General features: G+C 49.7%; 18 protein-coding genes, 1 pseudogene and 1 riboswitch. Of the genes and pseudogenes, 12 read left to right on the top strand and 7 right to left on the bottom strand.

Features of this window, described 5'->3' with window-relative positions:
- Window positions 1–241: 241 nt before the first annotated feature.
- A complete protein-coding gene (locus WFJ73_RS02375) occupies window positions 242–1855 on the bottom strand; it encodes a response regulator transcription factor (protein WP_336771519.1) in 1614 nt (537 codons plus the stop codon).
- A complete protein-coding gene (locus WFJ73_RS02370; RefSeq protein WP_336771517.1) occupies window positions 1852–3684 on the bottom strand; it encodes a cache domain-containing sensor histidine kinase in 1833 nt (610 codons plus the stop codon). Before WFJ73_RS02370 ends, WFJ73_RS02375 begins: the two co-directional genes overlap by 4 nt.
- A gap of 131 nt (window positions 3685–3815) precedes the next feature.
- On the opposite strand from WFJ73_RS02370, the gene WFJ73_RS02365 reads away from it, so the two are divergent.
- From WFJ73_RS02365 to WFJ73_RS02350, 4 genes are all read left to right on the top strand, one after another.
- Window positions 3816–4703: a carbohydrate ABC transporter permease gene (locus tag WFJ73_RS02365; RefSeq protein ID WP_127493959.1), complete on the top strand. Its 888-nt coding sequence runs from the start codon at window positions 3816–3818 to the stop codon at window positions 4701–4703.
- Window positions 4704–5534, top strand: coding sequence for a carbohydrate ABC transporter permease (locus WFJ73_RS02360; RefSeq protein WP_336771515.1), 831 nt, complete (start codon window positions 4704–4706; stop codon window positions 5532–5534). It abuts the gene before it with no gap.
- A 231-nt stretch (window positions 5535–5765) separates the two neighbouring features.
- On the top strand, window positions 5766–7079 hold the full coding sequence (locus WFJ73_RS02355; protein WP_336771514.1) for an ABC transporter substrate-binding protein: 1314 nt from the start codon (window positions 5766–5768) through the stop codon (window positions 7077–7079).
- A 141-nt stretch (window positions 7080–7220) separates the two neighbouring features.
- Entirely contained in the window at window positions 7221–8165 is a 945-nt protein-coding gene (locus WFJ73_RS02350; RefSeq protein ID WP_336771513.1) for a ribose-phosphate diphosphokinase, read from the top strand.
- A gap of 267 nt (window positions 8166–8432) precedes the next feature.
- Here WFJ73_RS02350 and WFJ73_RS02345 read toward each other — a convergent pair whose 3' ends face one another.
- The 5 genes and pseudogenes from WFJ73_RS02345 to WFJ73_RS02325 form a co-directional block, all read right to left on the bottom strand.
- Entirely contained in the window at window positions 8433–8891 is a 459-nt protein-coding gene (locus WFJ73_RS02345) for a DUF523 domain-containing protein (RefSeq protein WP_336771512.1), read from the bottom strand.
- A gap of 16 nt (window positions 8892–8907) precedes the next feature.
- Complete coding sequence (locus WFJ73_RS02340; protein WP_336771511.1) at window positions 8908–9474, bottom strand: NUDIX hydrolase; 567 nt, start codon at window positions 9472–9474, stop codon at window positions 8908–8910.
- Between the two features lie 249 nt (window positions 9475–9723).
- A pseudogene (locus WFJ73_RS02335) lies at window positions 9724–10709 on the bottom strand (Gfo/Idh/MocA family protein).
- Window positions 10710–10785: 76 nt separating this feature from the next.
- Complete coding sequence (locus WFJ73_RS02330; protein ID WP_336771510.1) at window positions 10786–11718, bottom strand: DMT family transporter; 933 nt, start codon at window positions 11716–11718, stop codon at window positions 10786–10788.
- 180 nt (window positions 11719–11898) lie between these two features.
- Window positions 11899–12062, bottom strand: a riboswitch (FMN riboswitch).
- A gap of 91 nt (window positions 12063–12153) precedes the next feature.
- Window positions 12154–13215, bottom strand: coding sequence for an LLM class flavin-dependent oxidoreductase (locus tag WFJ73_RS02325; protein ID WP_336771509.1), 1062 nt, complete (start codon window positions 13213–13215; stop codon window positions 12154–12156).
- 543 nt (window positions 13216–13758) lie between these two features.
- On the opposite strand from WFJ73_RS02325, the gene WFJ73_RS02320 reads away from it, so the two are divergent.
- From WFJ73_RS02320 to WFJ73_RS02285, 8 genes are all read left to right on the top strand, one after another.
- Window positions 13759–14619 (top strand): PRD domain-containing protein, encoded by an 861-nt coding sequence (locus tag WFJ73_RS02320; protein ID WP_336771508.1) that lies wholly within the window; start codon window positions 13759–13761, stop codon window positions 14617–14619.
- A 41-nt stretch (window positions 14620–14660) separates the two neighbouring features.
- A complete protein-coding gene (locus WFJ73_RS02315) occupies window positions 14661–15146 on the top strand; it encodes a PTS sugar transporter subunit IIA (protein WP_336771507.1) in 486 nt (161 codons plus the stop codon).
- A gap of 24 nt (window positions 15147–15170) precedes the next feature.
- Entirely contained in the window at window positions 15171–16622 is a 1452-nt protein-coding gene (nagE, locus tag WFJ73_RS02310; RefSeq protein WP_127493934.1) for an N-acetylglucosamine-specific PTS transporter subunit IIBC, read from the top strand.
- 26 nt (window positions 16623–16648) lie between these two features.
- A complete protein-coding gene (locus WFJ73_RS02305; RefSeq protein WP_174806540.1) occupies window positions 16649–16909 on the top strand; it encodes an HPr family phosphocarrier protein in 261 nt (86 codons plus the stop codon).
- Between the two features lie 15 nt (window positions 16910–16924).
- Window positions 16925–18685: a phosphoenolpyruvate--protein phosphotransferase gene (gene ptsP, locus WFJ73_RS02300; protein ID WP_336771505.1), complete on the top strand. Its 1761-nt coding sequence runs from the start codon at window positions 16925–16927 to the stop codon at window positions 18683–18685.
- A 150-nt stretch (window positions 18686–18835) separates the two neighbouring features.
- Window positions 18836–20149 carry a spore germination protein gene (locus WFJ73_RS02295; RefSeq protein WP_336771503.1) on the top strand — a complete coding sequence of 438 codons (1314 nt, stop codon included), beginning with the start codon at window positions 18836–18838 and terminating at the stop codon, window positions 20147–20149.
- Between the two features lie 14 nt (window positions 20150–20163).
- Complete coding sequence (locus WFJ73_RS02290; protein WP_336771502.1) at window positions 20164–21252, top strand: GerAB/ArcD/ProY family transporter; 1089 nt, start codon at window positions 20164–20166, stop codon at window positions 21250–21252.
- Window positions 21249–22343, top strand: a complete 1095-nt coding sequence (locus tag WFJ73_RS02285; protein WP_336771501.1) for a Ger(x)C family spore germination protein — start codon at window positions 21249–21251, stop codon at window positions 22341–22343. The genes WFJ73_RS02290 and WFJ73_RS02285 overlap by 4 nt, the downstream gene beginning before the upstream one ends.
- Window positions 22344–22465 lie beyond the last annotated feature (122 nt).

Genomic DNA, 22465 nt, shown 5'->3' with positions numbered 1-22465 from the left:
CCGCAATGGCCAGCTCCTTCTTTCTTTTTATTTTTTTCTTTTGTGAGCGCTTTTTCAAATTTCAAAATGGTTGGTATAACGAAGCTGCTCGAATGATTCTGGAAAAGCGGAGCGTTCGCCTTTGTTCCCGGATTCCCACCATTACAATTTAAATTCAAGGAATCCGGGAACAACAGCGATTGGAAGAACATTCGACTGCGCAGTTTTACCGTACCATTTCATCGTAATTTGACCATGCGCATCACAATTTCCTGTACTGGTTAGGCGACTGCCCCTCAAACTTCTTAAACACCTTGCTGAAATATTTATCGTCGTCATAACCGACCATCTCGGCGATCTGGGCGATCTTCAGGTTGGGATTTTGCAGCAAAAGCTTCGCTTTCTCGACACGGATACGGCCAAGGTAATCAAAGACATTCTCCCCCATCTCCTGCTTGAAGCGGCGGGAAATATATTCTCTGCTCAGGTAGAATCTTTCGGAGATATCCTGCAGCGTAACCTCGCGGTTATAATTCTGCTCCATGTACCTGGCGATGTCCCGCATAATGCTATGCTCTTTATTGCCGCCGGCCCCCGTTAATGCCGCAAACGCGGTAAGCCCGTTCAGCAGCTCGCGCCTGCATAGCTCCAGGGACAATCTGCCCTGCTCATCCAGCAAGATATACAACGGCAGACCAGGGGATGGTTCCGCGGCTGCCTGAATGTCCTGCTTGGCCGCAAGCTCCTGCCGCCAGCGGCTCAGCATGGATTCGTATTCGAAGCGCCACAGCTCAATCTGCTCTTGAGTAATAACCGGCAGCAGCCGCGCATTCTCCAGGAAGCTGTCGACGGCCGTTTCGATATCCTTCTCCTTGCCGCCCCATACCGCGAGACGGAACCGCTCTTCATAAGCGGCAATGCTCAAGGAGTGGATTCCCGTTTTAACACCTTGCTTGCTGCAATGAATGTAGCTGTTGTCCTTGAGCAGATTCCGCTGCTTCAGCGCGGCTCTTGCCTCCTGGTACGATAACGATAACCCCATTGGAAAAGCCTGCTTATGCCCTACCCCGTAATGGAACCGTCCATGAATCGACTTGACGATTCCTTCCGTGATTTGCGCAAGCAGCCCCTCCCATTCCGCCAGCCGGTCCCACATCAAAATAATAATTTCATGCTCGCTGTTCCAATAACGGAACGCAAAGCCGCTATTTTTCGGCTTTAGTATTTCGTTGCACACATTGATCAGGCAAAAAGTGAGCAAATCGCGGTTGCCGTCAAATTTGCGGGAGATTTGAGGCTCCAGCATTCCCGTGCTAAGAATGATGACCTGACACTCCGTCGCACGGTCAAGCTGAAATTCCTCCTTAAGCACGGCCGGAACCCCCACTTGTCCGCCAGCCCCGGCTTCGCTGATCATCGTCGAGAACAGCTTATCCCGGTACACCGGCTTAATCTGGTTGATCTCGATGCTGCGCTGCTGATCAAGCCTGCGCGCCTGATCCTCCTGCTCCCAGCTTTGCTTGGCTTTCTGAAGCGCCTCCGTCAGCTGCTCCGGGTCAATCGGCTTCAGCAAATAATCCTGGCCGCCGTATTTCATGGAGCTGCGCACCAGATGGAAATCGTCGTATCCGCTGATGACGATCGTTTTGCTTTTTCGCCCCTGCTCTTTCATCCAGGCCAGCAGCTCTACCCCATCCCGGTTAGGCATGCGCATATCGGTAATGACAATTTCCGGCTGCATGTTCCCCAGCATTTCAATGGCAGAATCGCCGTTATCGGCTTCATAAATTTCTTTGATTCCGAGCTGCTCCCAATCAATCAGCAGCTTAACCGCTTCGCGCACATGCTGTTCATCGTCTACAATGAGTATTTTCATGATCGTTCCTCCAGCTCTTGCACAGGTATTCGCAAGGTTACGGTAAATCCGCCCGACGGCGAAGAGTCAATGCTCATTTCCGCTTCCTCGTTGTAATATAGCTTCAGCCTCATCCATACATTGCTGATGCCGATGCTCTTCTGCTCCTCGAGCAGCGCTCCGGTGGAACGGAATAACAGCTGTCTCAGCTCCCGGAGCTTATCCGGATCCATCCCGCTTCCGTTGTCCTCAATCCGGATCGTCAGCCAGCTTCCGTCGTCGGTAACTTCCGAGAACAACCGAAGAACGCCGCTGCGCCCCGAGGTTTCATAGCCATGCTTGAAATAGTTCTCGACAAGCGGCTGCAGCAGCATTTTGGGCACCTGTACCGAAAGAGAGGCCGGATCGATCTCGTAATGCACGGTCAGCTGTTCGTTGAACCTTTGCTGCTGCAGCTCAAGGTACGCCTTCGCATGATTCAGCTCCATCGAGAAAGGAACAATAGACTCGCTGGTGTTCATGTTATACCTCATCATTTTGGCAATGGAAGTGATAAGCGTGTATACCTTTGGCGCCCCGGCATGAAGTGCCAGCGTCCCGATGGACTGCAGGGCATTGTACAGAAAATGCGGGTTGATCTGCGCCTGCATCGCTCTCAGCTGGTTCGTCTTATTGGCAATTTCGAGCCGGTATTCGCTATTGATCAAATCCCGGATCGTCTGAATCATCGTGTTGAAACGCCTTGCCAATATGCCGATCTCGTCCTTCCGGTCAACCGGTACCACGACGTTGAAATTCCCGGACTGCACCTGATTGATATGCCCGATAAGCCGCTTGATCGGCTTCGTGAACTGGTAACTGACGAGGAAGCTTGCGATAACCGCGAGCAACATAAAGATCGCGATTACCGACGTATTAATCGTCCGAATCGCCGTTGCGCTCTCGTACAAATAAGAGTACGGAAGCTGCTTCACCACAACCCAATCCATGTAATTGGTACGGAGTGTATCATAAATGACGATGCCGGAAAAAGACTGGTCCTGCCATTTGATCACGCCATTTTCCTGCTTGGAAGCAAGAACCTGATTCGTCCATTTCAGCTGGTCTTGGTCTTCCTGCCCGTTCACCGAGCACACGAAATTGCGGCTCCGGTCGATAATATACAGCTGCTCCTCGGACGACATCGTCAGCTGCCGGCAGATTTGGTTCAACTCATCCGACTTAACGTCCATCGACAAATAACCGATCACTTCGTCGCTTGGCGTCCGTATAATCGGCCGGCGCAAAGTGAAAACGCTTTCCTCTTTGACGGCATGACTCCAATCCAAATTATAATGCGCGCTTGTATGCGTAGCCTCCACAAACGGCTTCGGGCTCGAGCCATGCTCCGCTGGCCATTCCAGCGGCTGGTTGATCCCTCTCCGGAAAAATCCGCGGGCCATCAGATACGTCAGCTTGCCGTCCCCGATCTGCAGCTGGATTTGATGGATCCCGTTCGTAGACTGATAAATGTTCAGCATATGGGCGTAAATCTGCAAATTATTTTTCTCGTCGAACATCGGTACGTTTACGCTTGGCGACTGCCCCCGCTCGATCAGGGCATACAGCGAATTGGACTTATTGATGTTCAGATACACGTCAAGCGAGTTCTCGTTGATCTTATCCATATAGCCCAAGATGTTGTTTTTGCCAAGCGCCAGCAGGTTCTGATTCTCGTGAATCGACTGCTGCGTCACCTTATCCTTGATGTAATAGTTCGAGATAATCATCGACACCGTAATCGGAATAATCGTGACGGCAAGCAAGAGCGCCATCAGCTTCCGGTTAATACTCGTTGCGAACGCAAACATGACGTCCTAACCCCCAAGGTCAATATATTACACCTAACCCATCATATCTATCGGTGGTTCAAATTTCAATAACTGTTTATAGTCTAGCTATGCACCGATACTTAAAGCCGCATTACGAAGGGGGACTCCAATTGAACTTACGAAAAAGATCAAACGAATGGATACAGCAGCTTGTATTTGTCGGACCGGGCATGATCGTCTTCACGATTATCGTGCTTATTCCGTTCCTGCTTGGCTTCTACTTCTCCTTCACGGAGTGGAATGGCCTAGATCTCGACAAAGCCAAATGGATCGGCATGGATAATCTCCACCGCATCTTTACGAACGATGATAAGTTCTGGGCATCCTTTAAATTTACGCTGAAGTTTACCGTCGTGACCGTAGTCGTGACCAATATTCTGGCTCTTATCCTGGGGCTCCTGCTGACCCGCCCGATGCGGGGACGCAATACGCTTCGCACCATTTTCTTCCTGCCTAACATGATTGGCGGTATTCTGCTCGGTTACATCTGGCAGTTTATTTTTACCAAAGGGTTCAAAACCATCGGCGAAATGACGGGCTGGCACTTCTTCGAGCTTCCGTGGCTCGGCACGCCGGAGACAGGCTTCTGGGGACTCGTTATCGTCTTCGTCTGGCAGACAACCGGCTACATGATGGTTATTTATATCGCGGCGATCGTTGGCGTACCGAAAGACTTGATGGAAGCCGCGACGATTGACGGAGCGACCTATTTCCAAACCGTCCGCAAAGTGATCATGCCGCTTGTTATGCCGGCCATTACGGTCTGCTTGTTCTTGACGACATCCGGCGCGTTTAAAATGTTCGACCTGAACCTTTCCCTGACAAAAGGCGGTCCGGGTACTTCCACCCAATCGCTTGCTTATAACATTTATGCGGAGGCGCTGGTCAACAACCGTTACGGGCTGGGCACCGCCAAAGCGATGCTGTTCTTCTTTGCCGTCTCCATCATTGCCGTCACGCAAGTGTGGCTGACCAAACGGAAGGAGGTTGAAGCGTAAATGACAGCTTCCCGTTCCCGGCTTTGGGCCGTAGCAGCTGCAGCGATCCTACTCGCTCTGCTTTTCATTGCTCCTTTTTACTTCGTCCTTGTCAATTCGGTAAAAGGACTTGGCGAGATTATGGTGGATGCCGCTTCTCTCCCGGACAAGTACCTGTTCACGAATTACTCGAAGGTATGGGATATTATTAAATTCCCGAAAGCTTTGCTGAACTCGGTCTTGATTACCGGCATCAGCGTTACGGGGATTGTTATTATCAGCGCGATGACGGGCTACCGGCTTGTCCGCAAGCCAACCGTCTTTAACAAAATCCTGTTCACGGCATTTATCTCGGCCATGATCATTCCGTTCCAGTCGGTTATGCTGCAGCTGGTACGCGTAACAAGCTTCCTGGAGCTTAGGGCCAATATGTTCGGCATTGTCGTCTGTTATCTCGGCTTTGGCTTATCGCTTTCGGTCTTCTTGTTCCACGGCTTTATCAAAAGCGTCCCGCTAGAGATCGAAGAAGCGGCCGTAGTAGACGGCTGCTCGCCGTATGGCGTGTTCTGGCGGATCGTGTTCCCGCTGCTTCGCCCGATTATCGTAACGGTTATTATCCTTAACGGCCTGTGGATCTGGAACGACTACCTGCTGCCGGTGCTGATCATCGGTTCGAACAAGGATTTGACAACCATTCCGCTTGCGATCACCCGCTTCTTCGGGCAATATACGAAGCAATGGGATCTGGCCCTTGCCGGCTTGACGATGGGGATTATGCCGATCATCGTTATGTTCCTGATGCTGCAAAAGCATATTATCGAGGGAATCTCTTCGGGATCGCTTAAAGGGTGAGAAAACCTCTATCGAGGCTTCTCTAAGATGAACGACCGCGTTTAGAGGTAGGTTTTATCGCCAAAAAGAATTTATGTTTCGAGTTCTCCGAAACGTATAAATTCTATTGTGGTAATATCAATATTTTGCACTTTTCACGACAAAAACGTCTGTGTTTCTTGGCTTTAAGCTTCCATATAATCAAACTTGTAAAGAGAACAACCTTTTGACAAAAATGGGGAGGTTAACAAAATGAAAAAGTTTTCTATTCTTCTCGCTGCAGCGATCCTGATTTTAACGGCAGCCGGCTGCGGCAATAACAGCAACAACGGTAGTAACTCGGGCTCCGAAGCAAGCAACAAGCCTTCTGAATCCGCCAACGCAACAACGGAAGCTTCTACGGCTCCAAAGAAAGACGTAAAAATCAAAGTATTCCAATTCAAAGTGGAAATTGCCGACGCGCTTAACCGTATGGCTGAAGAATATGAGAAAGAAACCGGCGTAAAAGTCGAAGTCGAAACGCATGGCGGCGGCGAAGACTACAATGCCCTGCTGAAGGCTGAAATCGCTTCCGGCTCCGAACCGGAGATCTTTAACTCCGAAGGTTATGCAGCGCTTGAAGCTTACTATGACCGTGCGACGGACTTGTCCGGCGAGCCTTGGGCGAAAGACGTCATCCCTGCTGCTGCAGGACCTGCTCAAGTAGACGGCAAACTGCTCGGCATGCCGATGAACATCGAGGGCTACGGCATTTTCTATAACAAAGACTTGTTTGAAAAAGCCGGCATCACTACCCTTCCTAAGACATTGACTGAGCTTGAGGACGCAGCGAAAAAACTGCAAGCAGCAGGCATTACGCCGTTCTCGACGACAAACGAATGGTGGTCGATTGGTCACCACACGATCAACGTTGGTCTTGCCGAACAGCCGGATCCAATCGCCTTCATCAACGGAACAAAAGACGGCAGCGCAAACTTCAAAGACAATGATGTATTCAAGAAATGGATTAACTACGTTGACGTAGTGTTCAAATACAGCCAAAAAGACAAGCTGACAACCGACTATGCGACGCAAGTTGCGAACTTCGCATCCGGCAAAGCAGCAATGATTCAACAAGGTAACTGGATCCAAGGCGACGTGGACAAAGTAGCGAAGCTGAACGTTGGCCTGCTCCCTATTCCGATTGACGACAGCGGCAATGCTCATATCTACACGGGCCCTGCAAACTTCTGGATCGTAAACAGTAAATCCAAAAACGCTGAAGAAGCGAAAAAGTTCCTGGACTGGATGGTTACTTCGGACACAGGCAAATCGTATCTGACAAAAGAATTCAAATTTATCCCTGCTCTGACTTCCATCAAACCTACAGCGGATGAAATCGGTCAAATGGGCGTTGCTGTATCCGAGCAAGCGGCAACTGCCGGCGGCTGGCATTGGGGTCGTTACCCGGACGGCGTACCGCAAGGCTGGGGCGCTGCCATGCAAGAGTACCAAGGCGGATCGATTAATAAAGACCAGCTCTTCGACAAGCTGGAAAAAGCAATTCAGGATATCGTAGCGAAATAAGCGTAGAACAGGTGGTCTTGAGAGGTCCTAAGCGGACTTTTCAAGGCCGCTTTTCTTTTTTGGGCCTACGGGAATTTTGAATTTGTTTGGGGAAAGGCTATAATGGGACTATCTGTATATCGAACGTAAGGAGACAAGCGGATGCAAAATGTAAAAATCTTTTCCGGCTCCTCGAACCGCCCGCTCGCGGAAGAGCTATGCCGAAAACTTAACGTTCCTCTTGGAGACATTGAGATCTCCAGGCTGGCCAGCGGGGAAATCAGCCTGCGTTACATAGAGTCGATTCGCTCGGCCCATGTTTATATCATTCAATCACTGTCTCATCCGGTGAATGAGCATCTTGTTGAACTTATGATTATGATTGATGCGGCCAAACGGGCTTCCGCAAAAACAATCAATATCATTATGCCTTATTACGGTTATGCCCGTCAGGAACGGAAATCCGCTCCGCGCGAGCCGATTTCCGCCAAGCTCGTTGCCGATGTCTTGACAACGGTTGGCGCTGACCGCCTCATTACGGTAGACCTGCATGCCGATCCGATTCAGGGCTTTTTCGAAATTCCTGTCGATCATATTACCGCCCTTGATCTGATCACCGATTATTTGAAGAGCAAAAACATCAAAAACCCTGTTGTCGTCTCGCCGGATGCCGGACGCGCAACTACGGCGGAGAAGCTTGCCAACTACATGGATTGTCCGTTCGCGATTATGATCAAGAACCGTCCTGCCCACAATACATCGAAAATCACGCATATTATCGGTGAGGTCGAAGGCATGACGCCGATTATCATCGAGGATTTGATTGACACGGGCGGCACCATCATCAAGGTTGTGGAAGCCTTGAATAAGCGCGGCGCCAACGATGCCTTTATCTGCGCCACTCACGGCCTGTTCTCGGAAAACGCGCTCGAGAAGCTTACGCATCCTTTCATTAAAGAGGTAGTGATTACGGATACGATCGCGATTGACCCGAACCATTCGGACAAGTTTGTTGTTCTGCCAATGGCGGATCTGCTGGCGAATGCTTTGCGGATCATTAATAATGGCGGATCGATAAACCGGTTGTTTAAGACGAAGCAGATGTGAAGTTAGTAGGAGCATGCTACCAGTCGGGGATTACGGAAAAGTATCGCCTAGCGGCTGCTGTTGTACTCGTGAGAGTTGAACGAAGTAGTTAGTTGTATACTCACGAGTACAAAGGCAAACGCTTCGCTCCTCCAGGCGATACATTTTCCTCCATCCCTCTTAGCACGCACCTTAAACATCACAAACGCTTCGTCCCACACCTGTTTATCGGGTGTGGGAGTGGGAACAAAACAAAGAGCCCCGGAATTGAATCCGGGGCTCTTTGTTTTATAGGAGCTCGTGTGCAAGTTCTGCTTCGGAGATCACTTTGAAGCCATGGCGTTTGAGAAGCGCCGACGTAACGCCATTGCCCGCGATACGCTTGCCGACGAATTCGCCATTATAGATGAAGGAACTGCCGCAGGATGGACTGTTTTCCTTCAAGACAATTACGGTTGCTCCAAGCTCGCATGCGACATCAAGGGCGGCCTTAGCTCCCTTTACGTACAACTCCGTCACGTCTCTACCGGAACGCTCGATAACTAGAGCAATTCCGTCCAGAACGTCTTCCCCGTTCCCGCCGATAATCTCCGCGGGCTCTCTTGGCGTTGTAAATCCGCCCATCAGCTCCGGGCAGATCGTCATCGCCTTTTTCTGCTCGACCCATTCCCTTATCTTGCTGTTTAAACAGTGTGTGCCGTTATATCTGACTTCAAGTCCCGCCAGACAGGAGCTTACAAGGATCATAGACAGGCTCCTCTACTTACTTAGCCCGGTAGAGGCCGTACTTCTTAAGGCTGTCGCGGATTGGCTTGGTATCCTCGGCCAAGCCGCCTTCACCTCCATTTAGAGCGATATCAACCTGCCAGGCGGTCAAGTCGGCGACGTTCATCGACTCCATTTCTTCAAGGCTGAAGAAGCCTGCGCCGTCTACTTCAACGCCGTCCGGGCGAGGCTCGCCGTCTATGTATTCCATTTCGAAGGTAATGTAGACGTCATGCACCGAATGAGGCCGGTCGCGTATGCCGATAATTTTGGACACGATCGCGCGAATACCTGTTTCCTCCAATACTTCACGGGCAACCGAACCTCTAATTTGCTCGAACTGTTCAATGTAACCGCCCGGCGTTGTCCAATACCCTTTTCCCGGTTCATGGGCACGGCGGACAAGCAGTATTTTGTTATCTCTAACGACGCAAGCACCTACTCCGACACTGTAGTTACCCCAATGAACAAAGCTGCAGCTTGGACAAGCTTTACGGTTCTCCCCGCCAATCTCCCTTACTTCCAGCTTATCTCCGCAAGCCATACAAAAATTAATATTTTCCATGTGGATTTTCCCCCTCCGGCAAAATGGCAAACAATATAAAGATCATTATACCTTAGCTTCGTGGACAATGGCCCTTATTTTTTATGTGAAACTAATGTACTTTTCAGCTTTGTTTAATCTTGGGAGAACATAATGACTATACTCCCTATTTGATATAGCTTGTCTCTTTGGCCCGTATCCCGAATGCGGGCCACTTTTTTATTTTAAGACAAAAAGGACCGGTACAGAACCGGTCCTTTTCTTCATTTATTATTCAAATGGATAACGCAGTCCCCATTGCCCGCGGATTTCGTCCATCATCCGCATCAGCTGCAGGGTTTCGTCCAGCGAAATAACCTCGCTCTCAAGCTTGCCTTCACGGAGATATTGTCCTGCCGCTTCGGCCTCATACACGTAACCAAGCGTCGTACGGTCATCCGAGAAGGTTTCTTCCGTACCGTCCGCTGCGGTTAGCGTTGCGGATTTGGCATTAAAGAAGGAAGGAATCTTAATCGAGCCTTCTGTCCCCATTATGTAAGCATCGCTGCCCGAGTTCAGACGGATGGCCGAGCTCAGCAAAGCGGTCTGACCGCCTTCATACGATAGCAGGATGCTGTTCTCCTCGTCTACGCCAGTCTCGCCAAGATGAGCGGTGCTAAGAATCTGCTTCGGATTTGCTCCAAATAACATGGTTGCGAAGGAAAGCGGATAAATGCCGACATCCAGCAGCGCGCCACCAGCCAAAGCCGGTTTGAATAAACGTCCTTCCGGATTAATTCCGGTACGGAAGCCAAAGTCTGCCTTCAGCAGCCGAACATCGCCGATACGGCCCTCTTTAACCCACTCACGGACCTTGCGGATGACCGGCAGGAACCGCGTCCACATCGCTTCCATCAAGAAGATGCGGTTTTCTCTTGCGTATTGCACAACTTCTTCCGCTTCTTTACATTAACCGTAAACGGCTTCTCGCATAATACCGCTTTGCCTGTGCGAAGACATTGCAGAACATGTTCCTTATGGGACGGGTGAGGAGTCGCGACATAAATAATGTCGATCTCGGCATCGTTCACCAGCTCCTCATAGCTTCCATATGCGCGTTTACCGCCGAATTTACCGGCAAACTCTTCCGCCTTCTCAAGTGAGCGAGAGCCTACCGCGCTTAGCTCAGCATCCTGGGCAAAAGCCAAATCGCGGGCGAATTGGGATGCAATCCAGCCTGCGCCAAGAATGCCCCATTTGAACGTTCTATTCTCCATTATTTCCTACACCTCCAACCGCAGTATATCAGCAATTGAGCCGATATGAAAGCGGTTAAAGGCGATAGTTCCAGCCTTAATTTTGCTGCTTGGAAATGAAAAACAACGTAAACCAGATAAACACAAAACCTGTAATCTGCGCGCTAGTGATCACTTGGCCAAATACCGTCCAGTTCAGGAGAACGCCTACCATCGGGAAGCTTAGCTCGGCGATTGTCGCGTAAGAAGCCTTGATCTTGCTTAGACCTTTATAGTAGACAAGCAGGCTGAGCAGCCCCGGAAGCAAAGCCTGAAGCAGCAGATTGACGATAACAGCTACCAAGTCCGTTCCTTCCGCCAGCTTCCATGCTGCTCCCTCCGACCAGGTAATCACGAGCAGCAGTGGCAATGCCATCATAAATCGCAGGGATGTAACCGTCTCGTATTTCATGCTGCCAAGCAGATAACGCCCCATTACCGTCGATCCGCCCCATAACGCCGCTGCGCCTAGCGACAGCAAGCTGCCGACCTGGACAAATTCATTGACATGGCCAAAAGGGAGCGTAAAGCCAAAGGTCAGCAAATAGGTTCCGATAATAGCCAGCACGAGCAAAGGTCCGATTTTTTTGGGCAGAAGCTCTTTCAATAGGATCCTTGCCATCACAATTGCGAAAAGCGGCTGCATCTTCTGCAGCAGCAGGACCGCATTGGGATTGCCGTGAACGAGGCCTTGCGTGAACAGAATCGTTGCCAGCGCCGATCCGCCCCATGAGACAAACAGCAATGCGCCAAGCTGGCGGAGACGAACCCCGCGAAGATCCGCGCGGAACTTCCATAATACGGGGGCTGCTGCAATGAACAAAATGATATGCTCCAGTAGCACGATTTGGGTAGACGTTAATGTTTTCAGCAAAATAATGCGGAATACCGGATCCACGCCCCACAGCGCGGCTCCTAGAACAACCAGCCAAAACTCCGGTTTAACGGGAGATTTGGTACGAATAAGTGGTGATGCGGTGACATTGCTCATAATGAAGTACCCTTTCTGAATACAGGACGGAGCAAGCGTTACGGCTGCGCCTTCGGCTAGAAGAGCAGCAGACGGTTACGCTATGCAATAAAAAGCCCCGATCCGCTTGATTTCGCGAATCGGGGCCAACTCAAATAAACATGCATATGGGCGGTTTCCCGCCTTCTGCAGGCTTACTTAAGCGATCTTCTATCATCCGGACTATACCGTCGGCCTTGGAGTTGCACCAAGTCAGTCCCCTTGCTGTTAGTCAGCTCAGGGAGTCGCGGGCTTTGCTATCCTCTGCCAGGCAGGGAATCACGTTTACCGCCGGTCAGGAATTTCACCCTGCCCCGAAGATCCTTATTCCATTAAATTTTTTAAATGATTGGATTGAGTATAACGCTGTTTTTCCGAGTTGTCTAGTATGAATAGTAAGTTTTTACAATCGTTTAACTACACTTTTACTTGCAGTGCTTCAGAGACAAGCGGCGCAACTTCCTTCGCCAGCAGTCGGATGGACGATTCCACCTGAGCGGCAGGCATGCCGCCAATATCCATCTGGGCCATAAAGCGGGAATGCCCAAACAGCTTATGCTGAGCGATTATCTTCTCCGCAATCAGCTCCGGACTTCCGATCGCAAGCGATCCCGCCAGCTTCTCGAAATCCTCACGCGAGAGCGGAGTTCCGTTCTCCTTGCCGCCCATGAACTGGGAATAGTACACCGAATAACCGGCATAAAATTCATCCAGCGCCTGCTCGGTTGTCTTCGCAACGTAACAGTGGCCGGTAATCGCTACCCTCAGCTCTTCTTCCCGGTAGCCAGCTGCGATGCCCGCTTCCTTGTAGCAGTCTACAAGATGCTTGTATTTCTGCGGTTCTCCGCCAAGCAGCGCCAGTGCCATCCCTGCCCCCTGCCGACCGGCCAGAGCCGCGCTTTCCGCCGTACTGCCTACGCCGACCCAGAGCGGGATAGCCGGCTGCACCGGACGCGGAGCAATTTCCGCATTCTCCAAAGGACTGCGAAGACGGCCGCTCCATGTAATCCGTTCCGACAAATTAAGCTGTCTCATTAATTCCAGCTTCTCAGCGAACAATTCTTTATAGTCATCCAGCTCAAAGCCAAAGAGCGGGAACGATTCGATATAAGCACCGCGGCCTGCGATAATTTCCGCACGCCCGTCCGAGATGAGATCCAGCGTCGCAAAATCCTCGAATACCCGTACTGGGTCCGCAGTCCCTAGTACCGTAGTCGCGCTTGTAAGCCGAATGCGGGAGGTCGCCTGCGCAATTGCGGCAAGTATAACCGGTGGCGAGGATAAAGCAAAGTCCAAGCGGTGATGCTCGCCTACCCCAAATACGTCAATACCCGCTTCATCCGCAACTTTGGCTGCCCGGATAATTTCCTTCATTCGTTCTCCTGCGCTCTTAAGCCCGCCCGTATGGGGATCAACCGCAAGATCGCCTAATGTGTAAATGCCAAACTCAAAATTCCCGTCATTCCCTGATGAACCCATCCGTATGTCCTCCTCAGCAATGCCACCGTGATCTAATAGTCTAATGATTGACATTACTTCCATTCCTATTCATGTACGTAAAGTAAGTAATATACGTATAGTAAGTGAAGTCTCTAGTAAGTAATTGTGCCTAATTCTAAAGCATACGTCAAGCTTCCCTGCAAAAAAAGAAGGTTTTCATTTATAATACAGCTGAACTACGGCCGCCGCATCTTCTATAAACAAATAATCTCCACCTAATTGACCCTCTAAATCTCAAAGGATACTTTATCTACTATTATATGAAAGCCACCTGGAAGGGTTCATGCAAGGTAGGTCTCAAGAATCAGATCGAGTAATTCAAAGAATGAATATTTTTCAATTGACGTAAACGCTTGCATGATTTATAGTGATAACGAGCCAAATATATAACAAGCCTTTTGGCATGTTACTAGTTCGACTAGGCATGAGCCAAGGAGAGTATCCGCCCGGAATACGGCGGTGTCTTTTCTTGGTTTTTTTGTGCTCATAATGGGGAATTTACTACTGAGAGGAGGGATTGACGTGGGACTTACGGGACAACTTCGGATCGATCGGATCGTTGGCAACAATGTCATCCTTACGATGGAGCCGAATTCATCGAGGGAATACGTGCTGTTTGGCAAAGGCATTGGCTTCTCATGCAAAGGCCAGAAGTTTATCGATGCCGAAGACCCACGAATCGAGAAGCGGTACCGGCTTGACGACCGGGATAAAGCGCTGCATTACCATTCTCTGCTGGAGGAATTGGATCCGGAAGTGGTGCAAATCTCCGAGCAGATCATTGATGAGATTCGGGAACGGCTGGGAACGCCTGTCGATCCGAAAGTGTATTTCGCTCTGCCGAGCCATATCCAGTTTGTCGTCTACCGGTTAAGAAACGGCATGGAAATCGTCAATCCTTTCCTGTACGAAACGAAGATGTGTTATCCCCAAGAGTTCAAGATCGCTGCCAAGGCAGCCAAGATGATCAGCGAGAAATTCGACGTCACTATCCCTGAAGATGAAGTCGGCTTTCTTACGTATCACGTGTATTCGGCAGCAGGGTCCGTTACGGCAGGACAGATGGTTCAGCTGACGGAGCTGATGAACGAGATCGTAGAGCGGATCGAAGGCTGGCGGGAAGCGCCAATGTCCAAGAAGAGCTCGGATTATGCCCGGCTGATTATGCATTTGCGTTATATGATGGAACGTATTTTGCAGAATAAGGAAACGGAAAATCCTTTCTCCGCTGAGATTAAAGACAAGATACCTACCGAGCATCACAAGGCGGAATTAATTGCGCGGATGATCGGAGAAAGACTCAACGTCAAGGTCTCCACCGACGAGATCGGTTATCTCGCGATGCATTTGTACCGGCTGTTCCGTTCGGTGGATACAGAATGAACATAAACAGACAACAACATGGATAGCAAGGAGTAGATCATATGAAATGGTTTGGCAAAAAATCGAATTCCGTTAGCGTAGCTGCACCTCTTAGCGGCAAGCTTGTTCCGCTCAGCGAAGTGCCGGATGAAGCGTTCGCGCAAGGCTTAATGGGAGAAGGCGTTGCAATCGAGCCAACGGATGGCCGCGTCATCGCGCCGTTTGACGGCATCGTGAGCCATTTGATCGATACGCATCACGCCTTGATCATTGAGCATTCATCCGGACTGCAGCTGCTTATTCACGTTGGCATCAATACAGTTGCTTTAAACGGCGACGGCTTCAAAGCGCTTGTGAAGACAGGCGATTCCTTCAAAGCGGGTAAAACCCTTCTCGAATGCGATCTGGATAAAATCCGCGATGCGGGTTATCCGCTAATAACGCCGATTATCGTAGCGAACGAAGACGGCGCGGAGAAAGTGGAATGCACCTTCAAAACCGTTAATGCCGGAGAACCGGATACGATTAAGGTTGTTCTGAAAACCTAAACTATTAACATGGAGTGAGATAAGATGCTCGCATTTTTGCAAAAGATCGGTAAATCTCTAATGCTTCCTGTCGCAGCTTTGCCTGCGGCAGCCCTCTTATTGCGTTTCGGGAACATCGATTATGTAAAAGATTTCGGATTTGGCCAGTTCGGCGACTTCCTGAACCATTATATCGCTCCGTTCCTTGCAGCGGGCGGCTCCGCGATATTTGACAACCTGCCTCTCATCTTCGCGATTGGCGTTGCGATCGGGATGGCCGGCGATGCGGTTGCAACGCTTGCCGCTGTTATCGCGTATCTTGTTCTTACGAACGTGCTGGGCAAAATCCCAACCGTATTCACGGGTCTCGTGGATAAAGACACAACGCTTAACATGGGTGTATTGGGCGGTATCATTGCGGGTCTTGTCGCTTCCTACTTCTATAACAAATACCATGACATCAAACTGCCGGATTGGCTTGGCTTCTTTGGCGGCAAACGTTTTGTTCCGATTATCACCTCGTTTGCGATGGTTATCGTAGGTCTTATTTTTGGTCTCATCTGGGGACCAGTCCAATCGTGGCTCGATACGTTCGGCCGCTGGATTGTTGACCTTGGCGGCGTCGGCGCGTTTATCTTCATGACGGCCAACAGGCTTCTTATTCCGTTTGGTCTGCACCATGTCATTAACGCAATCGCTTGGTTCCAAATCGGCGACTACACGGATGCTGCGGGCAACGTCGTTCACGGCGATCTGCACCGCTTCTTCGCAGGCGACCCAACTGCCGGCATGTTCATGACAGGCTTCTTCCCGATCATGATGTTCGCCCTCCCGGCTGCTGCCTTTGCGATTATTCATACGGCAAAACCGGAAAAACGAAAGCTTGTCTCTTCGATCTTTATCGGCTCCGCTCTTGCTTCGTTCCTGACGGGTATTACAGAGCCGCTTGAATTCGCGTTTATGTTCGTGGCACCGGTGCTGTACGTGATCCACGCCGTATTGACCGGTATATCCGCATGGCTTGTCGTTGAGCTTGGCATTCATCATGGCTTTGGCTTCTCGGCCGGCTTCCTTGACTACGCGATCAACTATCCGCTCTCCACGAAGGGCTGGATGATTATCCCGATTGGTCTCGTATACGCGGTTGTATACTATGTCTTGTTCCGCGTCGTTATTGTGAAGCTAAACCTGAAAACGCCTGGCCGCGAAGACGATGATCTGGTGGAAGAAGGCGGCAAGGACGGTGCTCCGGCAGGTGCGGGCGACGATAAAGCGAGCCAGGTTCTCGCAGCGCTTGGCGGTTCCGGCAATATCGAGAGCATCGATGCTTGTATCACCCGCCTCCGTCTGATCGTGAAAGACGAGAAAGCGGTGAACGACGCTGAACTGAAGCGTCTTGGAGCGGCAGGCGTTATGCGCCTTGGCAAAGGTGCCGTGCAAGCGATTTTCGGTACGCAGTCGGAACGGTTGAAAGAACAAATCAAAAAACGCATGTAGTCATATAAATAGTTTTAGGAGGATTTATGGTGGAGAAAGCATACGTAGTTATGAACCCGACGGGCGTCCACGCCCGTCCTGCTAAAAAAATCGTTGAAGCTGCTAAAATTTGCGAAGGCACGGTTTACATCGAGAAAGGCGGACGTAAGGTCAGCGCAAAAAGCCTGGTTAACGTGCTGTCGATTGGAGCCAAGCAAAATGATACCGTAACTGTCAGTGCCGAAGGAGAAAAAGCTGAAGCTGCGGTTGACGCTATTGGTGCTGTGCTGGCTTCTGTGGAAGCCTAGTAAGGAGGCACGCAAATGATGGCAACCGAGATAAAAGGGATCGCCGCCTCGGAAGGTTACGCAATCGGCCGAGCGGTTGTCCTCCGCGAAGAGGCTGCTCCTCTAGGAATAACTTACGTCGAAGCAGGTGAAGAAGCGGCTGAACTCAGCCGCTTCGATTCTGCTGTGGCGGCAGCGCGTAGTGAGCTTGAAGAGCTTCATGGCCGCATGATTGCGGACGGGCGCGAGAAGGAAGCCGAAATTTTCGAAGCGCATTTGATGCTGCTTGAAGACGAAGAATTGATTGGCGCGGCACAGGAACGGATACGCGGACAACGCTACAAGGCGGAAGCGGCGATGAACGAATCCGGCGAAGAAGTAGCCGATATGCTCGCCGCCTTGGATGACGAATATTTGCGGGAACGCGCCGCGGATGTCCGCGATGTCAGCCGCCGCGTCATCCGAAAGCTTGGCCACGGCACGGACGCCGATAGCGTTCCTACTGCAACAACCGCTACCCATTCACAGGAAAAGTCTATCCTGTTCGCTTTTGATCTGACACCGTCGGATACGGCTCAGCTTGATCCTTCTGTCATTGGCGGGTTCGTTACGGCTGTAGGTGGACGCACCTCCCACTCCGCTATTATCGCCCGCTCTGTTGGCATCCCCGCGATTGTTGGCGCCGGAGATGAAGCGCTGCGTATTGAGGACGGTCAGCTTGTTATCGTAGACGGCGCATCAGGAATTGTGCTGGTCGAGCCGAAAGACGAAGAGCTTGCCAGATATCAAGCGCTGCAAGAAAAAGCCGCGGGACAACGCGCGCTGCTTGAGCAATTCCGTGGCATGCCTTCGGTTAGCGCGGACGGACACCAGGTTGAACTGGTCGCCAACATTGGCTCCGTGCAAGATGCGCGTCAGGCACATGAGCAAGGTGCCGAAGGCGTTGGCCTGTTCCGTACCGAGTTTCTGTACATGGGCCGTTCCGACTTGCCTACAGAGGATGAACAGTTCACCGCTTATAAAGATGCGGCTGAGGCCTTTGGGCAAGGTGCTCCTATCGTTATCCGGACAATGGACATCGGAGGCGATAAGGAACTTCCAAGCCTGCAGCTCGAGAAGGAAGACAACCCGTTCCTCGGCTACCGTGCGATCCGGATTTGTCTGGACCGTCCGGAGCTGTTCAAGACCCAGCTTCGTGCCGTTTTGCGCGCAAGCGCCTACGGCAATCTGAAAGTGATGTTCCCGATGATCGCTACGCTTGGCGAATGGCGGCAGGCCAAAGCTCTGCTAGAGCAAGCCAAGCAGGAGCTTAGAAGCGAAAATATCGCTTTTAACGAACGGATTGAAGCCGGTATTATGATTGAGATTCCTGCCGCTGCCCAAATGGCGGACCGGTTCGCCCGGGAGGTCGACTTCTTCAGTATCGGTACCAATGACCTTGTGCAATATACGATGGCAGCCGACCGGATGAATCCGAAGCTTGGCTACTTATCCGATCCCCTCCACCCTCCTGTCCTCCGGTTGATCGATCAGGTTATCCGGGCGGCGCACAAGGAGAATAAATGGGTTGGCATGTGCGGCGAAATGGCCGGAACCCCTATCGCGATTCCGATTCTGCTTGGCATAGGACTGGATGAATTCAGCATGAGCGCATCCGCCGTCCTTCCAGCCCGCGCGCTTCTCTCGCGTTTAGACCGCGCGAAGCTCACTTCCCTCGCGGAGGCCGTGCTTGATCTGGACGATGCGGAAGACGTCCGAGCTTATGTGCAGCAGCAGGTTCCGGAGCTTGCGAAATAAACATGAACGACAGCTTACAGCAGGTTAATTGCTGGAGCTGTCTTTTTTTTGCAGGTATGCATATCGCTAAGGAAGCAATGCGCTGTGCTTAAATAGGAAAGGGTTGGGAAAGACTAAGGGCTATGATGTTTATGACCGGGGGGGACCTTAGTGGAACAGATTTCTCGCTTCATCCAACAAATCCAGACCTATTCGAAGGAGCTCCAAACCCAAAGTATCAAGGGGACAGTTCCCCTTCAGCTCTATTATATGAGTACAGTCATTGAGACTGAAAAAATAGATGCCCTTTTGATTAAACCGATTTTCAATCTTCCGGAACCGGAGTTATATATTCAGACCGTTTGCGTTTGCAAAACAGTCGCAACGGAGCAAGAGCTGTATTATGAGCTTATCAATGGCTATGCCCTATTGGTCTCGCCAACAAACTATTACTTTTTCAAAGCAGAGAAAGCAACAAATGATACACCCGTTGATTCAGACATCGAAACAACCCTTCAAGGCCCGCAGTCAGCGCTGTCCGAGAATATTACGACCAATCTGAATATCATTCGCCACCGTTATCAATCAAACGGATTTCAGATGGAACGCTATGAGCTTGGGACCATCTCAAAAACAAACAGTTATCTTATCTATGATTCTGAGATCGCCGATCCGTCCATTCTCGCAAAGGTGAAGGAGAGACTTTCCCGAATCGATGTAAAGATGCTGCAAGCAACAGGACAGCTGGAAAATATTTTGAATGGCAAAAAAAAATCGTTATTTCCAACGATGATGCTTACGAACCGACCAGACCGCGTCGTGTTAAATTTATCGCAGGGGAAAATGGTCATCCTTCTTGAGGGAACTTCCTTTGTTCTTATTATTCCCTCCGTATTTTATGACTTTATGTCGTCCATGGACGATTTGTATTTGCCGTATTGGGTTGCGAAAGGTCTAGTCACCCTTCGTTATATTGCTTTAATCTTAACGATTAGCTTGCCTGCCCTGTATATAGCCGTTGTTTCCTATAACCCTGAATTTTTCCGCGCGCAATTGGCGCTCTCCATAGCGGGAAGCCGCGGCGCCGTTCCTTATCCCTCCTATATCGAAGTGATTTTTATGTTGTTTATGACAGAGGCATTAACTGAGGCAAGTATTCGATTACCCAAAGTGATTGGGGGCACGGCTACTACGGTAGGAGGCCTCATTCTTGGACAAGCTGCACAGCAAGCCGGGCTTGTAAGCAGCATTATGATTATCGTGACTTCAGCCGTGGCTATTTCCAATTTTGTCATTCCAATTAATACCATGAGCTTTGCCGTGAGGGCTATTCGTTATCCTTTGATTCTTTTTGCGAGCTTGTTTGGATTGGTGGGCGTGCTCGTTGGATTATTTGCTTTTGCTTGTTATTTGGCCAACCTAAGAAGCTTTGATCAACCGTATCTGAAACTATTCATTAACGAGAAGAATCAAAGCTATAAGTAAAGGAGCACATCTCTTTGAAAAGATACTACTATTATTCCATTATGATGTGCATGCTGATCAATACGATTCTGTACGTGCCCAGCATCTTAATCATGCATCGGCATGAAGGGCCGGTCACAAGCATCTTAAGCGCGGTGCTGATCGGTTCGATTTTAACGGTACTCTTTACCAAAGCGATGATGGCGTTCAAGGGCAAAGGTCTGCCAGAGATTTTCTCTCGCCGGCTCCCTTCTTTTCTAGGTATTCCGATCTTGTTATATGTCGCGGTAATGTGGTTTATCTCCGGAATGGTCGTCGTTACCTCGTATGCCATTATCATGACCCGGTATATGCTGCCAGAAATGTCATCTGTCTTGTTAGCGGCTTTTTTTATGCTTATTATCTGTTGGTGTGCCTCTCAATCAACCAAGACTGTGCTTTATTTAATGGAGATTGTGCTTCTTGTCAGCGTGCCTTTAGTCTTAATCATTCTGTTTAAGGCCGTGACAAGCGAGTATATGAATTGGTATGCCGTCTGGAACGTTGCAACCGATTCGATGTTTAAGCTGCCGAACATCCAATCCATTAGTGCCGCTTCCTACGTTTTTACCGGTTATATTAACATTGTTATTTTTAATCGGGAGCTAACCTCTAAGCTTAGTCTTCGGCACTTGTGGTTTATCCCGATTATGGGAATCGGGGTACTCGCTACTACCTTTTTTATTCCTATTGGAATCCACGGAACAGAGGGGGTTGATCGATACGTTTATGTCTGGGTATCAACCGCCGATGCGTTCCAGATGGAGTACGGTTTTGTCGAAAGGATGGTTTATGTTTATCTGCTGCTTTTTTTAAATTTGTCCCTGTTGTTCACAACCGTTGTGTGGCACATCGGCTATCAGCTTATCAAAGGCTTTGTTCCCAAAAAAATAAAGCTGCGTCCTGGTATCCATCCCATTATCGTGTTTGGTATTGTTGGGATCGTTACGGAATTGCTTTTTCAAATAACGGACGAAAAGATCATTACCTATGCAGCATGGTCTTGGCTAAATGTCCGTTTATGGAGTGAGATTTTCCTCGTCTTGCTTGTGTACGTTTTATCTCTGAAAGGAAAACCGCTGTGATACGAATACTGATGATTGCCTCTATGTTTGTCATGCTGACCACGGGATGCGTATCCACCTCCTTCAAAGATATCGATAAGCGCTTTTTTGTGCTGGCGATAGGGCTGGATAAAGAGGAAGTTGGCGGAGAGGATCAATACCTCGTTTCACTCAAGCTGGCCATTCCGTCGGCCAAATTTGAGGTAGGAGACATGAAGTCTCAGATCATTAGACAGACAGCTGATACGATTCCGGAAGCACTGCGGATGATTAGAGCAAATGTAGATAAGGAGCTAGACTTTGGCCACACCAAAATACTCGTAATTGGCGAATCTTTAGCAAAGACGGGGATCACCGAAGCCGTCGACTTTTTTACGCGAAAAAGAGATATTCAAGGGATAGCCTACATGATGGTCGGCTCCCCATCAGCCGAAGATATTCTAAATACGACGACAAGTTCTGAACGAATGCCCACCAATGCGCTTACGTTTAGCTTCGGCAAAATCGGGACTGAATCCGCTTATACAATGACTGCCCAATTGTTTGATTTTTATCGGAGAATGAATGAAAAGGGTATGGATCCCTTTATGCCGATCGTCAAGTCGCAAGGTAAAACCTTTATGATCAATCAGGTTGGCTTGTTCAATAAAGAGAAAATGAAATTGATTCTGAATCCAGATGAAACAAGACTTCTCAACGAATTAATGTATCACTATCAGCAATTCGAGTTTATTACAAAGACCAAGGAGATTGAGTATACGCTCGCAACGGAGCGATTCAAACGATCGTTCAAATTTAGCCCTGCAGATAAGGAGAGAGTAAAAATAAATGTCTGGTTTGGGGGTATCGTTGAGCAATCAAACCAGCGGATGTTCGAGAATGACTGGCGAAAGTACGAAGAGGCGACAGCAGAAGCCTCGACCAAACGCTTTCTTGCCCTGCTTCATAAATTGCAAAAGGCGCAGTTAGATCCGATCGGGCTTGGCATGATGTATACAGCCGCTCATTATAATGGGCAGAAGGATTGGGAAGAATGGCAGAGAATATACCCCCGTTTGGTCTTTGACCTGAAAGTGAGAGTTAAGATATATGGCACTGGGGTTACTAAATAGCTAATAAAAATGAAATTTCTGCTCAACACGTACCTGTTCCTTCAATAAAAAAAGCAGCAGCTGATGACTTTCAGCTGCTGCCAAGCCGACGGCAGTGTTGATCGGGATTTAACGGAAACATT

Origin of the sequence: Paenibacillus sp. MMO-58, from assembly GCF_037146255.1 — a bacterium.
Classification (GTDB): Bacteria; Bacillota; Bacilli; order Paenibacillales; family Paenibacillaceae; genus Pristimantibacillus.
The sequence above is the reverse complement of the archived record's forward strand: the minus strand, read 5'-3'. Positions and strand labels throughout refer to the sequence as shown.